Raw genomic sequence first — 20,467 nt, forward strand, 5'->3', positions numbered from 1 at the left:
ACGACTTTCTCACGGCAATTTGAGGCGAGTGGTACAACGGATGTAAAAGATAAAATCAAATCGATGTACTTGTTTTCCGAAGAAACTGGCACGGGGAAAACGACGACAGCAGCCGTAATTTCAAACGAGTGGCTAATCCGACACTACATCGGTAGTTTGCAACGAAATAGGCAATCGTTGCAGATACCTGGATATTTTTTAGATGTGAACGAATGGCAAGACTTGTATAACGAATTTAATCGGACGAATGTTCCGAAGGACGTATCGGAAAAAGCGGCGAGAGAATATTACAAGCGTGGAAGTAATGCAAGATTTGCACCTTTCGCCGTTCTCGATGATATAGGCGTACGTAGTGCCACGACTGGATTCCGAGGGGACTTACATGCGTTAGTTAACTATCGTGTTTCAAACGGACTCCCAACAGTCTACACTTCGAACATTCCTATTGATGAGTTGGAGAGCGTGTTTGATCGTAGGTTGTACGATAGAGTGCGAGATTTGTGCGTAGTGTTGCCGTTTGAGGGCGAATCGAAAAGGGGGATGCGTAGATGATCACGGTACAAGACTTAATTAATGCGCTACAGAAAATCGAAGATAAATCGAAAGAAATAATAGTCGACGCGTATCCAGTTAGTGATGTAGCAAAAGTAGATACGTTAGTAGTAGATGAAGAAAGATTAGAAGACGCAGTATTTATTGATATGTATTAACTAGGGGGAATCGCAATGAAAGAAATTATTATCGGAGTGACTTTCGCAATTTATGACGTTGTGTTGGAGATAACAGATAAATCAGTTAAATAAGTATTATCAAATTTGAATTTTATTAGAAAAGGGAGAGGAAGAAAATGACTGTAAAAACAATTACTGTACCCAATAGAGATTTACAAGGATGGTTATATGGAACGAAAAATGTAACTGTTGAATGGAGTTGTCCAACCTGCGGAAAAGAAATGGGGAAACCGAATTTGGAAAACTTTTGTGAAGATGAGACATGGTATGTCGTTCATAAATGGGATAACGAGTGCGGGCATATTGCTAAGTATACAGATTTAAAAGAAATTTAACCAAAGCGTTATTTGGGAGAATTGTGATTATTCAAATGTGTTTCAGCCAGTCCAGCGCCAATAATAGCACCAATAATTAATGCGCAAGCAATTAAAATACCTAAAATAATTAACATAGCAAAAGTAATTTTTTTCGCTGTATCTCCTTTCGGGGCAAGAATAGCTAAAACAATTGAGATAGGTATTAAATAAATTAAGTAATTGTTTGTATGCCCAGATAATGAAGCAAAAAACACGATTGAAGTTAAAAACATTGAAATGAAACCAAAGTATTCTCTCATTGCTTTATCCTTTCTTGGAAAAATGAATTATACAGATTATACCATAAACAAAGAGAATCAAAATGAGTTTTCAATAAAAACGCTATTTTATTAGAAAAGGAGAATAAGTGATGAAAAATATATCTAAAGTAGAGTTCGCTACACAACAATTAAAGTTAGCTTATGAAAATTTAAAGAATCAACAAGAAATTGTAAAACAGTGTGAAAAATCATTAGAAGAAGCTGTAAAAAATGAAATGTAGTATATGCGGAGTAAACGTGACAGTTAAACCAATTACTGATATTTGTACCATCTGTAATTATAAATTAGGTGAAGGTTACTTGGTTGAAGAATTAAAAGAAATGAGGGCTTGAGATGGGTGCATGTTCATTGTGCAACGGAGAAGGATATGCAATTGACCACAAAGGTTATGAAGTACCTTGTCCTTATTGTAACGGAACAGGCGAAACAAAAAAACTAAACAAAAATTTCATTTTGTCACAAATAAAAGAGCAGTTAGCCCAGTCTAACTGCTCCATACAAAGATAATGATCTAGATGCATAGATATTATATGCTGAGTTATTGATTTTATTCAAGGAGGAATAAAGAATGTGTGCTTATTGGGAAAACGTAATTAAAGAATTCTTTAAGAAACAGGAGCAGGAACGAAATAAAAAAGCAGCTAGCAAAAGCTAACTGCTCGGCTCCAATGGGGAACTGGAGAAAGATTGTATCTATAGTATTGACGGAATGTTGAGTTTTATTCAAGGAAGGATGCTATTTATTATGTAAGTAATAAGATGCAACTCCTATAAGAACTAAGGACTCACATACAATCGCAAATATATTTTTTTGTGGTTTTCGCAAATCACTTATCAATGATAATAAAGCACCGATCCCTATAATAATCAAAAAAATAAGACTATATATATCAATCATTTTTATCACTCCTAACATTTGAATAATTTAATTATATATTAATTACTATTTTGTGGAAAAGATTGTTTAACAAAATAATCCTTTTAATAGAGACGGAGGTAGAACAATGACCGCACACTCAACGAGAGAACAAGAAACGGTATTAACTTTCGACAACGATACGAAGGAATGGAGCGCATACTCTTGCGTTCCTAAACACATTCGTAAGTTAATAGCCTTGGTCGGTGAGGAAAAAGTTACTGTTATCGATAGTGATGATGGCAATATCTTGGCGGTGAAATGTACGTTAGGAGAAAAACAAGTAAGTATGAATAAAGTACGTCAGTACAGCGAGGATCAGAAACGAGAGATGGCGGAAAGAATGTGAGCAGTTAGGACTACAAACGTATAATTTAATGTATAATTAATACAATTTACTAGATATAGGAAAAGAGGAATGAGAGATGTTGAAATTACAAGGGAAATACAATGAAGCAAAGGTATTTACGAATAACGTTGAAGAAGCAGCGGTAGGTCAAATCATTGATTTATGTAATCAGGAATTTGCAAAAGAGAGTAAAATCCGAATTATGCCTGATACACACGCCGGCGCTGGTTGTACTATTGGAACGACGATGACCATTCAAGATAAAATCGTACCTAACCTTGTTGGAGTAGATATAGGTTGTGGTATGGAAGTTGTTATAATTGATAAGAAAAAAGAGGAAATTAACTTTGATCAATTAGATGACACAATTCGTAAACATGTTCCAAGTGGTTTTAGTATTCGAGATAAGGAACATCCATTATCAAAGATGATTGATTTTAAAGATGTAAGAGCACCGTTTACATTACAACGTGCTCAAAAGAGCATTGGTACTCTTGGTGGGGGAAATCATTTTATTGAGCTTAATGAAGACGATAAAGGGAATGTGTACATTGTTATACATAGCGGTTCCCGTAACCTAGGTAAACAAGTAGCAGAGTACTATCAAAACTTCGCTTACGAACAACTACTAAGTGTTAAATCAATTAAAGACGAAATCATTGAGCGTTTAACGAAAGAAGGTAGACAACAAGAAATCCATGAAGCTTTACGCGGAATTAAGAAGCCTAAAATCCGTAAAGAATTAGCTTATTTAGAAGGTAAAGGATTCGATGATTATATGAATGACATGAAGATTGCTCAAAAGTATGCTGAGTTAAATCGTAAAGCTATGATTGATGAAATTGTAACGAGAATGGATTGGGAAGTAACTGATCAATTTACAACAATTCATAACTACATAGACATGGATAATATGATTCTACGAAAAGGCGCTATTTCAGCACAACAAGGTGAGCGAGTAATTATTCCAATTAATATGAGGGATGGGTCAATTATAGCATTCGGTAAAGGTAATTCAGATTGGAACTTTTCTGGTCCACATGGAGCTGGTCGAATCATGAGTCGCAAGAAATCCAAAGAAATGATTAAATTAGAAGATTTCCAGAACACAATGACTAACGTTTGGACGACTTCAGTTGATAAAAGCACATTAGATGAAGCGCCAATGGTATACAAACCGATGGATGAGATTGTAGAAAATACGAAAGGCACAATTGATATTAAGCATATTATCAAACCAATCTACAACTTTAAAGCTAATTAACTAGGAGGACGAACAATGAACTACGGAGATTACGAGTGGGAGTTAGGGGAGGAGGACGAGAGTTAAGGTGGATTATCGAGGGAACTGTCGGTAAATATGGTGGCGGAGGACGGAAGAAGTGACTTTTGGTGACCGCGAAAAAAGAGCGTAGTAACATACGCCCTTATACACTAATTTATTCACTATAAATGAAGAAATACCGCACTTGTGACGGATAATTATACAAATTATATTAAAGTGACCGGTCACTTTCCGAGTCACTTGATCGTACTTGTGACGGATATTTATAAATGTTACGTTATGCTGGCGAGTCACTTTTCGAATCACTTTACAAACAACTTTTCCGCATATTTTTGATAAATCGAACTAGCCACTACTGTATCCAAGAAGGCAACCCCAACAGATTTAAATAAAGTAATTTCATCAGAGTTTGTCCGGCCTTGTTTATGCCCTAAAATAATATCCCCAAGTTCACTATATATATTTGAAAAGTTCCATTCATTTTTTTCGCTTGCGATCAAGAAATCTCCTGCTTCGTGCTGAACACCTTCTAATGTATCTACAATAATTTTATCACTGCGCTGTAATGTAGTGAAATCGAGTTCTTGCATATGAGGTTGATAAGAACCAATTCCATTAATATGAGTACCGCGTTTTAAGTGTATTCCATCAAACACAGGTGTAGTGGAAGTTGTACTACAAATTACAATATCAGCCATTGCGACAGCATCGTCAGCTGATTCTATAATTTCAATGGTTCCGTTCCAATTTGGATATAAGGAGAGTAAATGATTCTTAAACCCAATTGCTTTTTGTATTGTACGATTCACGAGAAGAATACGATTTAAAGATCGAACTTCCATAACAGCTTGTATTTGTCCGAGTGCTTGGGCGCCGCAGCCAATGACAACGCATACACGAGCATCTTGACGAGCGAAATGTTCGGTTGCAATACCGCTCATTGCTCCTGTACGAAGTGTTGTTAAATAGGAGGCCTCAATTGTTGCGACATGATTACCAGTATTTGTTTCTGTTAAAACAATCAAGCTTTGTAGTGCTTTTTTTCCTTTCTGTGTATTTTGAGGAAAGATACTAACAATTTTTGTAGATGCAAATTCGATTGGAGCTACGTAAGAGGGCATATAAAGGGAGTTCGCCTCTTCTTGAGAATGCTGTATATTCAGCCTTACTGGTGTTGTAATTTCATTGTTCATATAATACTGGAATGCCTTTTCTACATCTTGTAAGCAATCTTTCATTTTATAAATGTCTTTAACCATTTCTTCTGTAATATGAATCATTTAAATCATCCTCCTTTTTAATAGAAAAGGGGGAGTTGAGAATCCCCCGACTGACTATGCTTGTATATCTTGATTTTGTATGTTCTCTGCGATCTGCTTCGTTGAAACGGCAGCGATGGCAATTAAAGAAATACAGCAAGTAAGCACAATATATAAAGCGACTGGAATCCAAGAATTGTTGTACACATTCATTAAATAAGCAGCAATCATCGGAGCTGTCCCGCCAGCAAGTGCAGCGCCTAATTGATAACCTAACGTAACACCCGTATAGCGTACTTGAGTGGAGAAAATTTCAGAGAATAATGTACCTAATACAGCTGTTACAGGTGCCCATAAAACCCCTAAGCCAATAACAGTTGCGATAATGATAGAAAAAGTAGTTCCTTGGTTTAATAGTAGGAAATATGGAAAAGCATATAAGAGAATCGCAATGGTACCCCATATGTACATTTTCTTTCTTCCAATGGAATCTGAAAGTTTTCCCATAATTGGAATCATAATAGTAGTAATGAGCATAGCGATGGTAACAGCGTTTAAAACAGTTGTATTCGGTAATTTCAGCTGTGATGTACCATAGGAAACAATGAATGTTGAGAAAATATAGAAGGGAGCTGTTTCAGCTACCTTTGTTCCTGTGGCGATTAGTACGGATTTCCAGTGATGACGTAATGTGTCGGCGATAGGTAGTTTTGAAATATTTCCACTTTCTTTTGCCTTTTTGAAATCGGGTGTTTCATCTAATCCATTTCGAATCCATAATCCTATGAATACCAATATTGCACTTAAAATAAATGGAATTCGCCATCCCCACGTCACAAAATTATCACCAGAAATCATTGTCATAAAGGAGATTGCAGCAGTTCCGAGTAACATTCCAATTGTTACACCTGTTTGTGGAATGCTACCGAAAAGTCCCTTTTTATCCTTCGGTGCATATTCGACTGCTAATAGTAAAGCGCCGCCCCATTCACCGCCAATTCCTAATCCTTGAATAATTCTTAGTAATATTAAAAGAATAGGAGCTAGTATACCGATAGTTTCATATGAAGGAAGTAAGCCAATACATACTGTCGCCCCTCCCATAAGAGAGAGAGTTAACACAAGTGTCTTCTTTCTTCCAATTTTATCACCAATATGACTGAAAATAATGCCTCCAAGCGGGCGAATGAAAAAAGGAATACCAAACGAAAGATAGGAAAGCATGAGTGCGACAAGGGGATCCTCGTTTACAAAAAATAATTTGTTAAATACAAGTGCGGCGGCAGTTCCGTATAAGAAGAAATCAAACCATTCGATTGAACTACCAATTAAACTAGCTATGAGTGCTTTTTTCTGAATAGAGCTTTGTTGGTTCATTTGTTCACCTCTTTTGTAATTTTAATATTCTAATTATTAAAAATATTTTATATAAAATATTTTTATATGTCAAAGTTTTAGGAGGAAGAGGAGTTGTTGTTATAAGTAGCAAATATTATAAAGTGATGTTTTTCATTAGAATGGAAAGGGCCAATGTAACAGTAGATATTTGTATTTACCTAATAATCAGAAGTATAAATAAGACAGAAACTAATAGGATGAGAGGAAGAGCGAAATGAAAGTCAGACACATTCGAGAGGGAGATTATGTAACGATTCATTCCGTCCTTAATGAGTGGTGGGGCGGAAGAAATATGGCTGATATGTTACCAAAACTTTTCTTTGTTCATTTTCGAGAAACAAGTTTTATTATTGAACAGGACGGAGAGACGCTAGGGTTTTTATGTGGATTTTTCTCACAAACATATACCGATGAAGCATATGTTCATTTTATTGGAGTAAATCCAAAGCATCGAAGAAAGGGCATAGCTTCTACACTATACTCATATTTTTTCGATGCAGCTCGCGCAAATAATCGTCATATCGCAAAAGCGGTAACTTCTCCAGTAAATAAAAAATCAATTCAATTTCATCAGGATATTGGATTTGAAATTGAAACAGGTGATGGAGAAGTGGATGGGGTATCTGTACATACAAATTATGATGGGAATGGAGGGAGTAGGGTATTGTTTGTGAAGAGGCTATAAAGTGAAACTTGAATCAGTGGAGGTCTTACTGTCAGCGAATAGCAGGATAAATAACGAAAAACTATGTAAAGGAGGAGTATTATGAAAACTTTCATTTACATGGTGAGACATGGCGAATCACCAAAAACAGAAGAAAATGAAAGAACAAGAGGCTTAACTGAAAAAGGGAAATTAGATACTTATCGAATAACTGATATATTACAAGGGGAGGGTATTGAGGTATTTGTTTCAAGCCCATACCATCGATCCGTCCTAACGATTCAGGGATTAGCTAAACACTTAGGGCAAGAAGTTTTCGTATTTGAAGACTTAAAAGAGAGAATTTTTTCTGCGGAAGATAAGCGAATGCCTGATAAGGAATTATTTTCTTTGTTAAAAAAGTCATTTTCTGATCCAAACTTCGCTTTAAAGGGAGGAGAGTCTAATGCGGCTTGTCAGAAACGAGCTATAAAAGTTTTAAAAGAATTATTAAAGACTTATCAAGGGCAAAAAATAGTATTAGGCACTCATGGAGCTGTTATGGCTTTAATGATGGGGTATTATGACAGTCAGTACGATTTAGATTTTTTACTACAAACATCAAAACCAGATATATATAGAATGGAATTCAATGGTGAGGAATTGGTGGGGGTTAAAAGGTTGTGGAAATAAAGTGAAACGTAAAGGTCTCCCCTTACCAAGGGGGGACTTTTTAGGATGAAGTTTATAAGTAATGTTGTCCTCAAAAAAGCACTTCACTGAACAAAAGTAACAACATTTGTTTACAGTGCATAAAAAAATATTATTAATTTTTCGTCATCCCCGTAACTTTTTAAGTAGGAAAATCGTTAAATTAAATGAATGCTAATTTTATATATTATAAAAATGGATGGGGGAAAATTATGAAGGTCCTTATATTAGGAGGTACTCGTTTTTTAGGAAGAGCGTTAGTAGAAGAAGCATTGAAAAGAGGGCATGAAGTCACCTTATTTAATCGTGGTACGAATCAGGATGTATTTCCTGAAGTCGAGCAACTAATCGGTAATAGAGACAGTGATGTATCAGTCTTAGAAAATCGAAAATGGGATGTTGTAATGGACACATGTGGATTTGCTCCTCATCAAATTAAAAAAATCGCTGCTGTACTTGGAGACAACATCGAACATTATACTTTTGTATCAAGTATCTCTACTTATAAAGATTGGATTCCATTTCATATTAAGGAAGGCTATTATTTACAGTCTATTCCGCCTACTGAAAAGTTGAAAGCGGTTGAGAATGGGGAAATATCACCTTATGAGTATTATGGAGCATTGAAAGTTTTATGTGAGGAAGAAGCAGAAAAACATTGGCCTGGGCGAGTTTTGCATATAAGAGCAGGGCTTCTTGTTGGACCATTTGACTATTCAGATCGACTCCCGTACTGGGTTCAGCGTGTAGCACAAGGTGGAAAAGTAATGGTGCCGGGGCGTTCAGACCGCCCTGTTCAATTGATTGACGTAAAAGATGTAGCAACGTGGGCGTTCGATATGACAGAAAACAGAAAAGTAGGCAAGTTTAATGTAACAGGATCGAATGATGAATTGACGATTGAAGACCTATTAAATACTTGTAAAGCAGTAACAAACAGCGATGCTGAATTTGTATGGGTAGAAGAGCAATTTCTATTGGAAAGTCAAGTGAAGCCTTGGACAGAGATGCCTTTATGGATTCCTGAATCTTTCCCGTTAGAAGGAGAAACAGAACCGTGGAAAGGTGGCTTTTTCATTAGTATAGAAAAAGCTGTTAACGCTGGTCTTTCTTTTAGACCTATTGAAGAGACCATATATGATGTGTATCAATGGGAGAAATCGAGAGAAGATATAGAGCGAAAAGCAGGTATATTAAGAGGAAGAGAGCAGGAATTGCTAGAAGCTTGGTTTCAAAAAGGGAAATTGTGATGAGGGAATATGTATCAAACAGGGGAGAGTGAATTTAGGTAAGCGTCATTCGTAAAATTAGGAGTTCCAAAAATTCGAAATCCTCGTGTAATGAAAATTAGATTTAAAAAATTCACTTTTGCCCCGTCCTAAAATTAGGCGGGGTTTTACATGTTTCGGGAAGTATAATTTTGATTGGATATTAATTGTAAATGCTTTATGATTATAGTAATGTCTCCCCTAAAGAGAGAGTCAACGATAATGTAAGAAAAAATATAAAGGGAGTGATTAGGGTGGAAAACTTATTTTCCATTGGGGAAGTAGCTAAAATAAAGGACATTACAATCAAAGCGTTAAGATATTATCATAAAATAGGAATTCTTATTCCGAAATATATTGATGAATCGACAGGTTATAGATATTATTCCATAGATCAATTTATTCATATAGACATTATAAAAAGCTGTAGAGAGTTACACACAAGTATAGTAGAACTTCAAGAGATTTTTAAGGACTGTGATACTGATACACTACTACAATTTTTACAATTAAAAAGAAATGAAGCAGAAGACAATATAAATAAAATGCAAGAAATTATCAAAACCATTGATAGCTTAAATATGAAGGTAAAGAATTCTAAGGATATATTACATGATGATGAAATATCCATTAAGTCCTTTGAAGAGCGTCACATAATTGTAGCACCATGTAAAGAAGTAGGAAGTTTAAAGGAGTTACTTTCTTATTCAGACTTAGAAAAAATCATTCATGATACAGAAGAGAAAATGTCAATGGAAAGAGGAATCATATATAAGGTTAATTCAGAGTGGACTGTAGAGCCAAGGTATGTTTTTAGTAGATTTCAAGGGAATTCCAATATAGAAGCTGGACAAAATATAGAAATATTACCAAAGGGAAAGTATTTAACATTCGCTTATAGCAAGGAAAATGAAGAGGAACGGAGAAATAAAATCATTAAATATGTAAAAGAAAATAATTTGAAAGTTAAAAGTTTTGTAGAAGTGGAGTTACTTAATGATGTCTTTAATACAGAATCTTATAGTTGTCAAATTCAAATCTTTATAGAAAATGATGAATTAGTTGACTATTAGGATAATCGAGATGAATCGTATCATAAGTAAATTGGAAGGATTCTTATGAAAATTTTATACTTAGTTAGCAAGATTAACTCCATTTTAATCAAACTTTATTTAAAATGGAGTTTTTGCGTTGGTTAATAAAGAAGGGGATGGGACTTCATTTTAATCAAGTTTTAATTCAATATTATATAAAGAAAAGTAAAAAAATTCTAAATATATACTTGAATGAAGTATATATTTTTGTTAAATTTATCCTATGGATAGAACAAGTTTAATTAAAGGTCATTTAGAGATGTGTGTGTTATCTATTTTGTCAAAGGGAAAAAGCTATGGATATGAAATTATGAAGGAGTTAGAAAAACATAATTTAAAACTGAAAGGAATAGGAAGCATTTATCCGATTTTGACTAAGCTTAAAGATCAAGAATGGGTTCATACTTACCGTGAAATTACAGAAAGTGGTAAAGTTAGGGTTTATTATGAAATCAATGAAAAGGGGAAAGTGTATCTTCAGAAAAAAATCAACGAGTGGTTGGAATTACAACAGGATATAAAATCCCTACTGCAAAGTGATTTGAAGGGAGAGCATTTGTAATGAACATAAATTTGACCAAGGAAGAAAAACAGTTTGTAAAAGAAGTTTTGGAAGAATTAAAACAATATCAAGTCAGTTCAAAGAACAGAAGAATCATTAGGCAGCAGCTTTTAGAGCATATACAAGAATGTCGTGAACACGGTCAAGATAGTCTAAAAGATTTAGGAGATACAACAACATTTGTTAAAGACTTTTTAGAAATGAACGGAATAGATCTTCATTCTGAAATCAAACAGATACGAAAATCCAAAAATAGAACAGGAATTGTATTTGTGATTGGATTCCTTACTTCAATTGTTACTTACCTCATCTCACAACTCATACTATCTATGTTTTTAACAGAATCATTTAACCCACTGCATACTAATAATGCGTTTGACTATAATATTTTGTATCACATAGCAGATAATTCTTGGTGGAATTCCTTACTAATGATTACTAGCATTTCAATTTCCTTACTAATCTCTACGTTGGTAGTGTTTCGTATCCGAAAAATAAATGTTAGTAGGCGAAACTTTATATGAACCTACTAAAATTCATTATAATTTTAATTTGTTTAGTATTTAATGCAGGCACTTTATTCCTATCAGCCTCAAAAGTCTCCGCAGAACAAGATATGAAAGATACTATAGACAACTATGTAGAAGCTTTTTTAAAAGAACATCGAATTCCAGGTGCTTCGATCGCTATTATTCATGAAAATGATTTGTTTTATTCTAAAGCATGGGGGGTAACGGGAGAAACTGAGGAAACAGTGACGACTACAACCCCATTTACTATAGGATCGATAAGTAAATCATTAACAGGTTTAGCCATAATGAAATTAATTGAAGAAGGTACCGTTAACCTAGAAGATCCAGTCAAAAAATATATTCCGTGGTTTACACTTAAAGATAAAGAAGCAGCTTCCAAAATAACAATTAAACATTTACTTACCCATTCAAGTGGGATTAGTACTTATTCGGGTTTAGCAATATCAGACAAAGAATCTGATGGGCTCAACGCTATAAAAGATAATGTGGAAAGTCTATCAAATGTTGCGCTTACCGCTCTACCTGGAGAAAAGCATCAATATAGTGATGCGAATTTCTTAATTCTTGGTGCTCTTATTGAAGAAGTTACCAATCAAACGTATTCTGACTACATGAAGCAGGAGATTTTTTTACCATTAGGTATGAAGAATGCAGCAGCTGATAATGATACTGCATATAAAAAAGGATATCTTGCTGGTTATCAATCATGGTTTGGGATTCCTAGAAAAAGTTCGGTAACATATGATAATGGGGGAGTACCGTATGGGTACATAACGGCAAGTGCAGAAGATATGGTTCAATACATCAAATTCCTTAGTCGACAAGAGAATGACAATTTTTTAACTGAAAATACTATGAATCTTTATGTATCACCTCATATTCAAACTGGTGAAAACCGTTTCTATAGCCTAGGACTAAGAATTACAAATCCAGATTCTGAGGAGAAAATGATATGGCATTCAGGCTCAACCCCTGATTCGCATGCTGAAATGTTTTTTATACCGAAAACAGGTTGGGGCGGCGTGATTCTCACCAATAAAAATCATATTCTGGAAGAAGAGGCGCTTTTCTATTTGAAGCAAGGTATTATAAATTTAATAAATGGAGATGAACCTGTTGATATTCCTTCAAATACTCCTATTGTTCAATTAATTACAATTGGGGTAATATGTTTACTTTTTCTAATGCTTGTTTATCTGTTCGTAAAGATGAGATCAAAAAAAGTTCGTAAAAGAAGCATATGGTACATTTACGGTATCATTTTCTTGGTGCTATCTATTGCGATAATCCCGGGATTAACCTATATTACGGATTCTCCATGGCATGCGATTTATGTGTTTTCTCCAGATTTAGCTTATTTATCAATTGGAGTAGTTATCTTGTTTGCTCTTAATGGATTGTTTTCTATCATGATTGCTTATAAACAAAATTTGCAAGTGAAGTATTTTAGCGGTTAAATATTAAATCATATAAAGGGGATACAGAATAATGGATCTTACATTCAAACTAGAAAAATCGTGTTTCAACTATCGAGTTGGTGCGATATGTAAACATAATAATAAAATATTAATGATTCAAAATGAAGGAGAAGACTTTTGGTATGTACCGGGCGGACGTGTACAAATGCTTGAGAGCAGCGAAGCGGCGGTGAAGAGGGAACTGAAAGAAGAGCTAGGAGTAGATGTTGATGTGAAAAGGATGTTATGGATGGTCGAAAATTTCTTTACATATGATGAACATCAATTTCATGAAATTAGCTTTTACTATGAAGTGAACTTACTTGAGTTGCCTGGAAAAGGAAAGGATTCTTTTATTTTTGAAGAAAGCGGAAGAAGATATATATTTCAATGGGTGCTAGTAGAACGAATAAGTGAATATAACTTGAAACCGGATTTTCTAAAGGATAAAGTGAATGAGTTGCCTATTCATATGGAACATCTTGTTAAGAATGAATAAAAAGAGATAGAAAGATGGAAATTGGGACTTTATTTATAATTTAAAGGAGATTATAGAAAATATACTAAGGAAAGTATAAGGTTCCAAAATATGTATTGTAAATGATATTCCTAAATATAGAGTTATAGTATGATAGAAGAGAAGTACAAAAGGAACATAGGGGGATTGCTATGATCACATTACAGCAGAAACTGGAGCAATACACACATATATATGCACAGTTAAAAGGGGAACTAAAGTGGAAAACGAGTGATTCTCGGACAGGAATGATGATTGCCGCTATGTATACAGGTAGCGATAAACCGTTTGATCTTGGACGTTTTTTAGAAATTAGTAGTTATATTAAGGATCAGGTAGGGATGTTTTCATACTTAAAGTCCTATCATCGTTTTGTGGTTGCGGCAACATTAGATATTCACTTTACGCATTACAAAAAAGCCTTTCAGCAGTTTCTAGACATATATGAACGTTTGGTCGCTGGCGGCTTTAGCCGGAGTATATTTACTTATCTCGCAGCAGCAGCGCTTTTACCAGAAGAAAGTGGGCAGCATGACACACGCATTCAGCGGTCGATGCAAGTATATAAACGCATGAAAGAGGATCATTTCTTTCTTACAAGTGCAAATGATTATCCGCTCGCTGTTTTGCTAGCGGGACAATCAGAGAAAGTAGAGACACTTATGGACCGGGTGGAACGTCTCTATCAGAAGCTGGCGGCAGCTGGCTTACGTAAAGGGAATGATCTTCAATTTTTAAGTCATATTCTTTCACTAAAAAAGGATGTCAGTGAAGATATGTTAGTCGCACAGTGCACAAACATATGGAATTTGCTAAAGCAAGAAAAGGTAAAAGTGAAACAGATGCATTATCCGGCTGTCGGACTACTAGCGTTGCTTGAGGATGGAGAGAAAGAGGTTCATTCTATTCGAGCATTCATTGAAAAATTGCAGGGAGACAAATTATTTCGCTGGCATACGGATGCAAATATTCTTATTGCAATCCAACTGTTCGTGAGTCAGAAAGGTGCGGAAAGTCAAGCTGCCAACACAGGTTTGCAAACAATGATAGAGGTCCTCATACAGGCGCAGCAGGCAGCTATGCTAGCAGCAATTACTGCTTCCTCTGCAGCAACCTCTGCTAGCAGTGGTTCATAACATGCAATGTGCGGCATGAACTTTTTCAAAAAGGTTACATAGATTAATATTTAATTCAAAAGTCGCTTGTCTGCTGACTAGCGACTTCTTAGTCTATGTTAAATTAATGAGGTAAGCGTCAAATATTCCCCACCTACTATTTGTAAATAGCCAATTTTATGCCGCATTAACGGATAGTAACACTCCCACCTCAAAATTCAGCGGAAGCAAAGAAGTTAGGTGGGAGATGAACTGTCCGTAAAAGCCCGATTGGTGAGGGCTGATTAAAGTTTCTCTTTATTACAATCATCAGTTTTCGGTCGTTAGCACATTACAAAATGGAGGTTGTTAAAATGAGTGTAAACGTAGAACAAGTTAGATTGGCAAATGATGAGGAAACTTATAGGAAATTAAATATTCATCCTACAGAACCGCAGCCAAAAGAGGATGGCATGCGCACAGATGGAAGGGAGAGTTCTTTTGAGTGGTGGTATACTGATGCCGAATTTGAGGACGGAACAACTGTGGTGACTACCTTTTACACCAAAAACCACTTTGACGTTCTTGGACCAGCATGGCCTACAGTCCAAATTGATATTACATATCCTGATGGCACCAAAATCCTTATGTCTTCTCAAGAGGCTAAAGGCAGCAGGCTTAACGCTAAAAAAGATATTTGTGATGTCAATATCAACAAATCCTACCTCAAATATCAAGATGGACAATATGTCCTTCATTTTGAAGAAGGGTATATTAAATATCATGCTGTAATGACGTCAAAATTACCGATGTGGCGTCCAAACACCGGTCATTGGTTCTACGGAGACCGAGATGAGCACTTCTTTGCATGGTTTATTGCTCAACCATCCGCGACAATCGAAGCTACTTTGACTATTGGTGATAAAATGATTCAATTAAATGGGACTGGTTACCATGATCATAACTGGGGCAATATTGGCATGGAGAAATTGATGAATCATTGGTATTGGGGAAGAGCTAAAGTGGATGGTTTTGACATCATTGCTTGCGACATTATTGCTGAGAAGAATTATAACTACAAAAGGTTGCCTGTGTTTATGTTAGCCAAAGATGGAAAAATAATATCGGACGATCAATCTCTTACTAAAATTCAGAGAGAAGATATTATAGAACATCCTGAAACTAAAAAGTTTATGGATAACCATTTAATATACCTTCAACCTATTTCAAGTTTTGAGTCTTACACAGTAGAATTTATTAGAAATAGGGATATTGTTTCAATAAGTTTATTAGACAATTTGGATTCTACTCAGGCTTTGATAGCCAAAAAATCAGGAGCTAACCCAACCTATACTCGTATCTTAGGGGATGTTCAACTAACTCATGAATTGAATGGTGTGAAAAAAATTTATAAAGCTGAGGGTTTATGGGATCAAATGTTCTTCGGGAATAATAAATATGCTATCATCAACAATTAGCTAAGAGACAATTAATAGCTTCACTTTTCACTCATAATGTGTGAAAGATCAGATTGTTTACAAAACCTTGTTTTTCGAGCTTATCTGGATAGAGCGCTCTTTTTATTTCCTGTTTGTGAAGTTTCGGAATACGAGTTGAAAGCATATTGGTGTCTACTATTATGCCAGTCATACTATGGGGATAGTTTCCGAAGATGAACTATTAAATTTCTGTGATGTTGTCGATGAATGGATAGTAATTGGTTTTTAAGTATAATTTGATAATAAATTCTCTACTTAGTTACGATACTTTAAACGCCCCGATAAAAGTGTCATATTGCTCGTGAAATACTAGAGAAAAAGAGAATCTAAGGAATTAAACTTTCTTTAGATTCTCTTTTTTTATTTTCTATGCTCAAGTTGATAAATTTGTTTTCTTTTAACAAATCAATATAAAAGGAGGTTGATTATGGGAACAACAGAGCACGCTAGTATTTTCACTTAATAAGCACGAAGCACATGCAATAAATAATCTTTTCGATTCAGTGGATTATAGTCTACTCGTTTTCGCGACGGGAATTTTGAGTCGATTTTACTATATCCACAAGATCTAGCGATAAAGACACCTTCACCTTCCGTAAAAGAATGCAGTATGCGCTTAAAATTCTCCGTTTGGGCCATCGGCAGAGTTCCTGTTAAACAAAAGGATTCGTTATGAAGTACAGGTTCTGTAAAAGCTGCATGTATAGCTGATAATTTATACATTGCTGTGCTAATTGAATGCGCTGGTACCGTTAATTCAAACTCATTTACTGGTTCATATACATTGGTCCCGGCTTGCTTTAAAGCATCCATTAAGACAAGTGGTGTTAGTTTTCTAAAATCACCAGCTGTCGTTACTGGACTTGCATAGCCGGTATGCGTTAATGTTACGACGATATCAGTGACTTCCCATCCATATAAGCCTTGTTTTAACGTTTGGAATACAGTGTCTTCAATGGCTTTATGAAATGCTAAAGGCAATGAGCCAAGCTCGACTTCTAAGTTATAAGTGATACCAGAACCTGGTGCACCACGTTTAATGTGAAAGCCAATCGTTGCATAGAATGGGTTATTGTTTTCACCCATGATTTCTACAGCATTTCCGGCTCCAATTGGTTTTTCTATACATACAATTCTTGTATTTGAAAAAGAAACCTCTAAATTATATTTTTCCTGTAAAGTTGTTTCAATCACTTCTTTTTGAACTTCACCAAACAGCCGAATATAGATTTGATTGTGAATGTCATCTTTCATTACTTTTATAAGTGGATCTTCTTCGGATAGTTCTACGAGTGCTTGATATAGGTTATGTTTTTTCCCTTTTGGCCGCGCTTCAATTGCAGCTTCCATTTGAGGTTCTGCAAAGTGAATGTCTTTCACTTTATCTGACCATTCACCTATTACATCACCGATTCTAATGTTGCAAAGCCCCCATACCTTACAAAATTCTCCTGTGCCAACAATAGGGGATTGAACAGCATTTCCATTATGAAATATATGAAGCTTTTTTATTTTTTCTTTGTGTGAAGTGGTGTTTACGTCACTTTGTTTTCGATTGATATTAATATATTTTCTTACTTGTAAACAGCCGGAGAATATCCGTACGTATGCAATTTTTTCTCCAGAAGATTCCCTTTCAATTTTAAAAACAACTCCTGATAAAATTTCATCTCGGTTATTGTTTGAAACATTCTGTGGAATCATTTTTGAAACACCTTCAAGTAATTCGGGGACACCCATACCCGTCATCGCTGAACCGAAAAAGATTGGATATACATTTGCATGCTGAATCTGATCCCAAAATTCATCTCGTAAAGTGTCTTCATGTAATACTTCGCCATTTACATAGGATTCAATTAACGATTCATTATGTGATGCTAGAAGTTCAATATACTCATCATATACAGCAGCATGTACTTCGTTTTGAATGATACACGCATCTTTTGTCCCCTCATTTTTCACTTTATATAGTGGGAGTACTTGATTAGTAAGCATATCCCGTATTTGTTGGATTACTTTAGTAGTTTGAGCACCACTCCGATCAATTTTATTGACGAATAGTATGGTCGGAATGCCTAGTTTCTGCAGAGTTTTCATTAAAATTTTGGTTTGTGCCTGAATACCTTCTACCGCAGATATTACTAAGATAGCTCCATCTAGAACGCCAAAAGATCGCTCTACTTCAGCAATAAAATCAGCATGACCTGGTGTATCAATTACATTTACTTTGAGATCATTTATAAAAAATGAAACGACAGCCGCTTTAATAGTAATTCCACGTTGTTTTTCTAACTCCATCGAATCTGTTAGTGTACTTCCTTTATCTACTTGACCCATTTCCTGAATTACATTGGTAGTATAAAGAATACGCTCAGTCAAACTCGTCTTTCCAGCGTCTACATGCGCTACAATTCCTATATTTATTGTTTTCATATGTTAAAATCCTCATTTCGTTTTTCATGTTCATGTCCTCATTTCTTTTAGTAATAAATTGCCGCATTACAATCACTCTCCAGTCTTGTATGATATTTCTATTATAAGGAATTTTTTGTAATTTGTAACATGATGAAGTATTAAATTTTGGGAGAAAACAGGTGGTAAGACACTTGACTCAAGGTTTAGAGAAAATCACTACCAAGTAAAAGCTAGATTGTTGAAGGATGATAATCAGTAGGAGATGAAGAGGTGCGATATGCGGTAGATTATTTAACAACTCTTTTGTTTGTGCTGGTGGCTATACTGTGGCTGCACTCCAAACGGAACGTCGCATAAAAGCAGTAGCGAAGTTAACAGAGTTCTTTGGTGAAAATCTGTAATAAGTAAGAAAGTTGCAGTCGTTTTCCAATTTTATTATAGGGAAACGGCTTTATATTGTTCATGGAGGTTATGGTAAAAGGGAAGAGGTTTTATTTTTTTATGTCAGCCAAAAATAAAAAAACAAAATAGTTGCTTAAAATTTTAATTGGGTATATTATTTGATGTATCAATTATTGATGTATCAAATAATTACATGTTGCCTTTGCAAAGGAGGAGTAAATTGACCAATTCATGTTCAAAGGAAGCGATTATTTTATATAAAATACACTTTCTTAATAAAGAAGTAAGTTCGAAGTTTGAAGGTTGTACAGGTATGAGTCAATCTAGGCTGGAGCTTATACTTCAGTTATATGAGGTTGATGAAATTAGTCAAAAAGAACTTCAACAAGAAGTGAATATTGATCATGCTGCAATTACAAGGCATTTAAAACAGCTTGAAGCAAATGGAATGATTACAAGACGTAAAAATCCAGATGATAATAGGGTTACTTTAGTTTCTCTTACGAAAGATGGACGAAATAAAATTCATGCCTTTCAAGAAGAGAAAGAGCGTTTTGCAGCGACTGCGCTAAAAGGGTTAAGTGAAGAAGAGCGCGATAACCTTTTAAATATGCTAAATCGCATTGAAGAAAACATACAAGAAGTCTAAATATAAAATGGAAAAAGGGAGATTACATCTATGAGTAACGTAACAAAAACAAATGATTTTACAGAAATTTTAACAGGACGTCGTTCGATTCGTAAGTACGATACAACTGTGAAAATCAGTAAAGAAGAAATGACAGAAATTTTAACAGAGGCAACGCTTGCTCCATCTTCAGTTAATATGCAGCCTTGGCGTTTTCTTGTGATTGATAGTGAAGAAGGGAAAGCAACACTTGCGCCGCTTGCGAAATTTAATCAACTTCAAGTAGAAACTTCATCAGCAATGATCGCTGTATTTGGTGATTTACAAAACTTTGATAATGCGGAAGAGATTTATGGTACAGCAGTAGAACGTGGGCTTATGCCAGCTGAAGTAAAAGAAGATCAAATGCAAAAGCTTTCTGCGTATTTCTCTACAGTTTCACCAGAAGTAATGAAAGATACAGTATTAATTGATGGTGGTCTTGTTTCAATGCAACTTATGTTGACTGCACGTGCATATGGATATGACACATGTCCAATTGGCGGTTTTGAAAAAGACAAAATTGCAGAAGCTTTCGGATTAGATAAAGACCGTTATGTACCAGTTATGCTAATTTCAATTGGGAAAGCAGCCGATAGTGGATATCAATCAGTTCGTCTGTCAATCGGTAAAGTTGCCCAGTGGAAGTAATTTTGAAAAAATTCGTAGAAGATGAAAGGGGAAGCACTTTGATTATCATTCACGCAGTATTTCAAGTAGATTCAGCAAAACAACAAGCATTTGTAGAAGAAATTAGGCCGCTCATTCATGCTTCAAGAGAAGAAAGTGGTAACGTATCATATGATTTATATAAAGATACTGAAAAAGAAAGTGCATATACAATGGTAGAGGTTTGGCAAGATGCAGAAGCAGTCGCTAGCCATAATGCAAGTGGACACTTTACTTCTTTTGTTAAAAAGGCGAATCAGTTTTTAACTGCTCCGTTAGATATTCAGGTTTATGATGGACAACGAGTAAAATAAGAAACACCCCCTCGATTACTCTAAAATAGAGTTGTCGAGGAGGTGT

Annotated in this window: 22 protein-coding genes and 1 pseudogene; 20 read left to right on the forward strand and 3 right to left on the reverse strand. The window is 35.2% G+C overall.

Annotated features, from left to right (window positions below):
* From M014_RS27140 to M014_RS0117470, 7 genes and pseudogenes are all read left to right on the forward strand, one after another.
* The coding region (locus M014_RS27140; RefSeq protein ID WP_035415329.1) for a hypothetical protein at positions 1–552 on the forward strand (552 nt) is incomplete at its 5' end.
* The gene (locus M014_RS29290) at positions 549–710 is read left to right on the forward strand and encodes a hypothetical protein (RefSeq protein ID WP_155924340.1); all 162 of its coding nucleotides are present in this window, start codon (positions 549–551) and stop codon (positions 708–710) included. The genes M014_RS27140 and M014_RS29290, both read left to right, overlap by 4 nt.
* 137 nt (positions 711–847) lie before the next feature.
* The gene (locus M014_RS0117440) at positions 848–1,066 is read left to right on the forward strand and encodes a hypothetical protein (protein ID WP_026592866.1); all 219 of its coding nucleotides are present in this window, start codon (positions 848–850) and stop codon (positions 1,064–1,066) included.
* Positions 1,067–1,141: 75 nt separating this feature from the next.
* Positions 1,142–1,369 (forward strand): annotated as a pseudogene (locus tag M014_RS30680) (hypothetical protein); the annotation flags it as partial.
* A gap of 88 nt (positions 1,370–1,457) precedes the next feature.
* Entirely contained in the window at positions 1,458–1,589 is a 132-nt protein-coding gene (locus tag M014_RS30370; RefSeq protein ID WP_269321443.1) for a hypothetical protein, read from the forward strand.
* Between the two features lie 784 nt (positions 1,590–2,373).
* Positions 2,374–2,634 (forward strand): hypothetical protein, encoded by a 261-nt coding sequence (locus M014_RS0117465; protein ID WP_026592868.1) that lies wholly within the window; start codon positions 2,374–2,376, stop codon positions 2,632–2,634.
* 76 nt (positions 2,635–2,710) lie between these two features.
* A complete protein-coding gene (locus M014_RS0117470) occupies positions 2,711–3,898 on the forward strand; it encodes an RtcB family protein (RefSeq protein WP_026592869.1) in 1,188 nt (395 codons plus the stop codon).
* 323 nt (positions 3,899–4,221) lie between these two features.
* Here the strand turns inward: M014_RS0117470 and M014_RS0117480 are convergent, their stop codons facing one another.
* Both M014_RS0117480 and M014_RS0117485 read right to left on the reverse strand, forming a co-directional pair.
* The gene (locus M014_RS0117480; protein ID WP_026592870.1) at positions 4,222–5,199 is read right to left on the reverse strand and encodes an ornithine cyclodeaminase family protein; all 978 of its coding nucleotides are present in this window, start codon (positions 5,197–5,199) and stop codon (positions 4,222–4,224) included.
* 54 nt (positions 5,200–5,253) lie between these two features.
* Entirely contained in the window at positions 5,254–6,555 is a 1,302-nt protein-coding gene (locus M014_RS0117485) for an MFS transporter (RefSeq protein WP_026592871.1), read from the reverse strand.
* Between the two features lie 235 nt (positions 6,556–6,790).
* On the opposite strand from M014_RS0117485, the gene M014_RS0117490 reads away from it, so the two are divergent.
* The 10 genes from M014_RS0117490 to M014_RS0117540 all read left to right on the forward strand — a co-directional run bounded on the left by M014_RS0117490 (position 6,791) and on the right by M014_RS0117540 (position 15,933).
* Positions 6,791–7,261 carry a GNAT family N-acetyltransferase gene (locus tag M014_RS0117490; protein ID WP_026592872.1) on the forward strand — a complete coding sequence of 157 codons (471 nt, stop codon included), beginning with the start codon at positions 6,791–6,793 and terminating at the stop codon, positions 7,259–7,261.
* A gap of 81 nt (positions 7,262–7,342) precedes the next feature.
* A complete protein-coding gene (locus M014_RS0117500) occupies positions 7,343–7,912 on the forward strand; it encodes a histidine phosphatase family protein (protein WP_026592873.1) in 570 nt (189 codons plus the stop codon).
* A gap of 230 nt (positions 7,913–8,142) precedes the next feature.
* Entirely contained in the window at positions 8,143–9,180 is a 1,038-nt protein-coding gene (locus tag M014_RS0117505; protein ID WP_026592874.1) for an NAD-dependent epimerase/dehydratase family protein, read from the forward strand.
* Positions 9,181–9,452: 272 nt separating this feature from the next.
* Positions 9,453–10,271 carry a MerR family transcriptional regulator gene (locus M014_RS0117510; protein WP_026592875.1) on the forward strand — a complete coding sequence of 273 codons (819 nt, stop codon included), beginning with the start codon at positions 9,453–9,455 and terminating at the stop codon, positions 10,269–10,271.
* A 244-nt stretch (positions 10,272–10,515) separates the two neighbouring features.
* A complete protein-coding gene (locus M014_RS0117515; RefSeq protein WP_026592876.1) occupies positions 10,516–10,854 on the forward strand; it encodes a PadR family transcriptional regulator in 339 nt (112 codons plus the stop codon).
* Positions 10,854–11,378 carry a hypothetical protein gene (locus M014_RS0117520; protein WP_026592877.1) on the forward strand — a complete coding sequence of 175 codons (525 nt, stop codon included), beginning with the start codon at positions 10,854–10,856 and terminating at the stop codon, positions 11,376–11,378. Before M014_RS0117515 ends, M014_RS0117520 begins: the two co-directional genes overlap by 1 nt.
* Positions 11,375–12,844 carry a serine hydrolase domain-containing protein gene (locus M014_RS0117525; RefSeq protein ID WP_026592878.1) on the forward strand — a complete coding sequence of 490 codons (1,470 nt, stop codon included), beginning with the start codon at positions 11,375–11,377 and terminating at the stop codon, positions 12,842–12,844. The genes M014_RS0117520 and M014_RS0117525 overlap by 4 nt, the downstream gene beginning before the upstream one ends.
* Before the next feature lie 31 nt (positions 12,845–12,875).
* Complete coding sequence (locus tag M014_RS0117530; RefSeq protein WP_026592879.1) at positions 12,876–13,343, forward strand: NUDIX hydrolase; 468 nt, start codon at positions 12,876–12,878, stop codon at positions 13,341–13,343.
* A 170-nt stretch (positions 13,344–13,513) separates the two neighbouring features.
* Complete coding sequence (locus M014_RS0117535; protein WP_026592880.1) at positions 13,514–14,497, forward strand: DUF4003 domain-containing protein; 984 nt, start codon at positions 13,514–13,516, stop codon at positions 14,495–14,497.
* A 332-nt stretch (positions 14,498–14,829) separates the two neighbouring features.
* Positions 14,830–15,933 carry a lipocalin-like domain-containing protein gene (locus M014_RS0117540; protein WP_026592881.1) on the forward strand — a complete coding sequence of 368 codons (1,104 nt, stop codon included), beginning with the start codon at positions 14,830–14,832 and terminating at the stop codon, positions 15,931–15,933.
* Positions 15,934–16,413: 480 nt separating this feature from the next.
* Here M014_RS0117540 and tet read toward each other — a convergent pair whose 3' ends face one another.
* Positions 16,414–18,387 carry a tetracycline resistance ribosomal protection protein gene (gene tet, locus M014_RS0117545; protein ID WP_026592882.1) on the reverse strand — a complete coding sequence of 658 codons (1,974 nt, stop codon included), beginning with the start codon at positions 18,385–18,387 and terminating at the stop codon, positions 16,414–16,416.
* A gap of 604 nt (positions 18,388–18,991) precedes the next feature.
* Between tet and M014_RS0117550 the strand changes: the two genes are divergently transcribed.
* Genes M014_RS0117550 through M014_RS0117560 form a run of 3 tightly spaced genes read left to right on the forward strand, consistent with a single transcriptional unit; the run spans position 18,992 to position 20,421 of the window.
* Positions 18,992–19,420: a MarR family winged helix-turn-helix transcriptional regulator gene (locus tag M014_RS0117550; protein WP_026592883.1), complete on the forward strand. Its 429-nt coding sequence runs from the start codon at positions 18,992–18,994 to the stop codon at positions 19,418–19,420.
* Positions 19,421–19,450: 30 nt separating this feature from the next.
* The gene (locus M014_RS0117555) at positions 19,451–20,089 is read left to right on the forward strand and encodes a nitroreductase family protein (RefSeq protein ID WP_026592884.1); all 639 of its coding nucleotides are present in this window, start codon (positions 19,451–19,453) and stop codon (positions 20,087–20,089) included.
* A 38-nt stretch (positions 20,090–20,127) separates the two neighbouring features.
* Positions 20,128–20,421 carry a putative quinol monooxygenase gene (locus M014_RS0117560; RefSeq protein WP_026592885.1) on the forward strand — a complete coding sequence of 98 codons (294 nt, stop codon included), beginning with the start codon at positions 20,128–20,130 and terminating at the stop codon, positions 20,419–20,421.
* Positions 20,422–20,467 lie beyond the last annotated feature (46 nt).

Origin of the sequence: Bacillus sp. UNC437CL72CviS29 (genome assembly GCF_000482345.1) — a bacterium.
Classification (GTDB): domain Bacteria; phylum Bacillota; class Bacilli; order Bacillales; family Bacillaceae_G; genus Bacillus_A; species Bacillus_A arachidis.

Excerpts from the sequence above, each read along its gene's own strand:
- M014_RS29290 (WP_155924340.1), top strand. The coding sequence starts at position 549 with ATGATCACGGTACAAGACTTAATTAATGCGCTACAGAAAATCGAAGAT.
- M014_RS0117440 (WP_026592866.1), top strand. The coding sequence starts at position 848 with ATGACTGTAAAAACAATTACTGTACCCAATAGAGATTTACAAGGATGG.
- M014_RS30370 (WP_269321443.1), top strand. The coding sequence starts at position 1,458 with ATGAAAAATATATCTAAAGTAGAGTTCGCTACACAACAATTAAAGTTA.
- M014_RS0117465 (WP_026592868.1), top strand. The coding sequence starts at position 2,374 with ATGACCGCACACTCAACGAGAGAACAAGAAACGGTATTAACTTTCGAC.
- M014_RS0117470 (WP_026592869.1), top strand. The coding sequence starts at position 2,711 with ATGTTGAAATTACAAGGGAAATACAATGAAGCAAAGGTATTTACGAAT.
- M014_RS0117480 (WP_026592870.1), bottom strand. The coding sequence starts at position 5,199 with ATGATTCATATTACAGAAGAAATGGTTAAAGACATTTATAAAATGAAA.
- M014_RS0117485 (WP_026592871.1), bottom strand. The coding sequence starts at position 6,555 with ATGAACCAACAAAGCTCTATTCAGAAAAAAGCACTCATAGCTAGTTTA.
- M014_RS0117490 (WP_026592872.1), top strand. The coding sequence starts at position 6,791 with ATGAAAGTCAGACACATTCGAGAGGGAGATTATGTAACGATTCATTCC.
- M014_RS0117500 (WP_026592873.1), top strand. The coding sequence starts at position 7,343 with ATGAAAACTTTCATTTACATGGTGAGACATGGCGAATCACCAAAAACA.
- M014_RS0117505 (WP_026592874.1), top strand. The coding sequence starts at position 8,143 with ATGAAGGTCCTTATATTAGGAGGTACTCGTTTTTTAGGAAGAGCGTTA.
- M014_RS0117515 (WP_026592876.1), top strand. The coding sequence starts at position 10,516 with ATGGATAGAACAAGTTTAATTAAAGGTCATTTAGAGATGTGTGTGTTA.
- M014_RS0117520 (WP_026592877.1), top strand. The coding sequence starts at position 10,854 with ATGAACATAAATTTGACCAAGGAAGAAAAACAGTTTGTAAAAGAAGTT.
- M014_RS0117525 (WP_026592878.1), top strand. The coding sequence starts at position 11,375 with ATGAACCTACTAAAATTCATTATAATTTTAATTTGTTTAGTATTTAAT.
- M014_RS0117530 (WP_026592879.1), top strand. The coding sequence starts at position 12,876 with ATGGATCTTACATTCAAACTAGAAAAATCGTGTTTCAACTATCGAGTT.
- M014_RS0117535 (WP_026592880.1), top strand. The coding sequence starts at position 13,514 with ATGATCACATTACAGCAGAAACTGGAGCAATACACACATATATATGCA.
- M014_RS0117540 (WP_026592881.1), top strand. The coding sequence starts at position 14,830 with ATGAGTGTAAACGTAGAACAAGTTAGATTGGCAAATGATGAGGAAACT.
- tet (WP_026592882.1), bottom strand. The coding sequence starts at position 18,387 with ATGAAAACAATAAATATAGGAATTGTAGCGCATGTAGACGCTGGAAAG.
- M014_RS0117555 (WP_026592884.1), top strand. The coding sequence starts at position 19,451 with ATGAGTAACGTAACAAAAACAAATGATTTTACAGAAATTTTAACAGGA.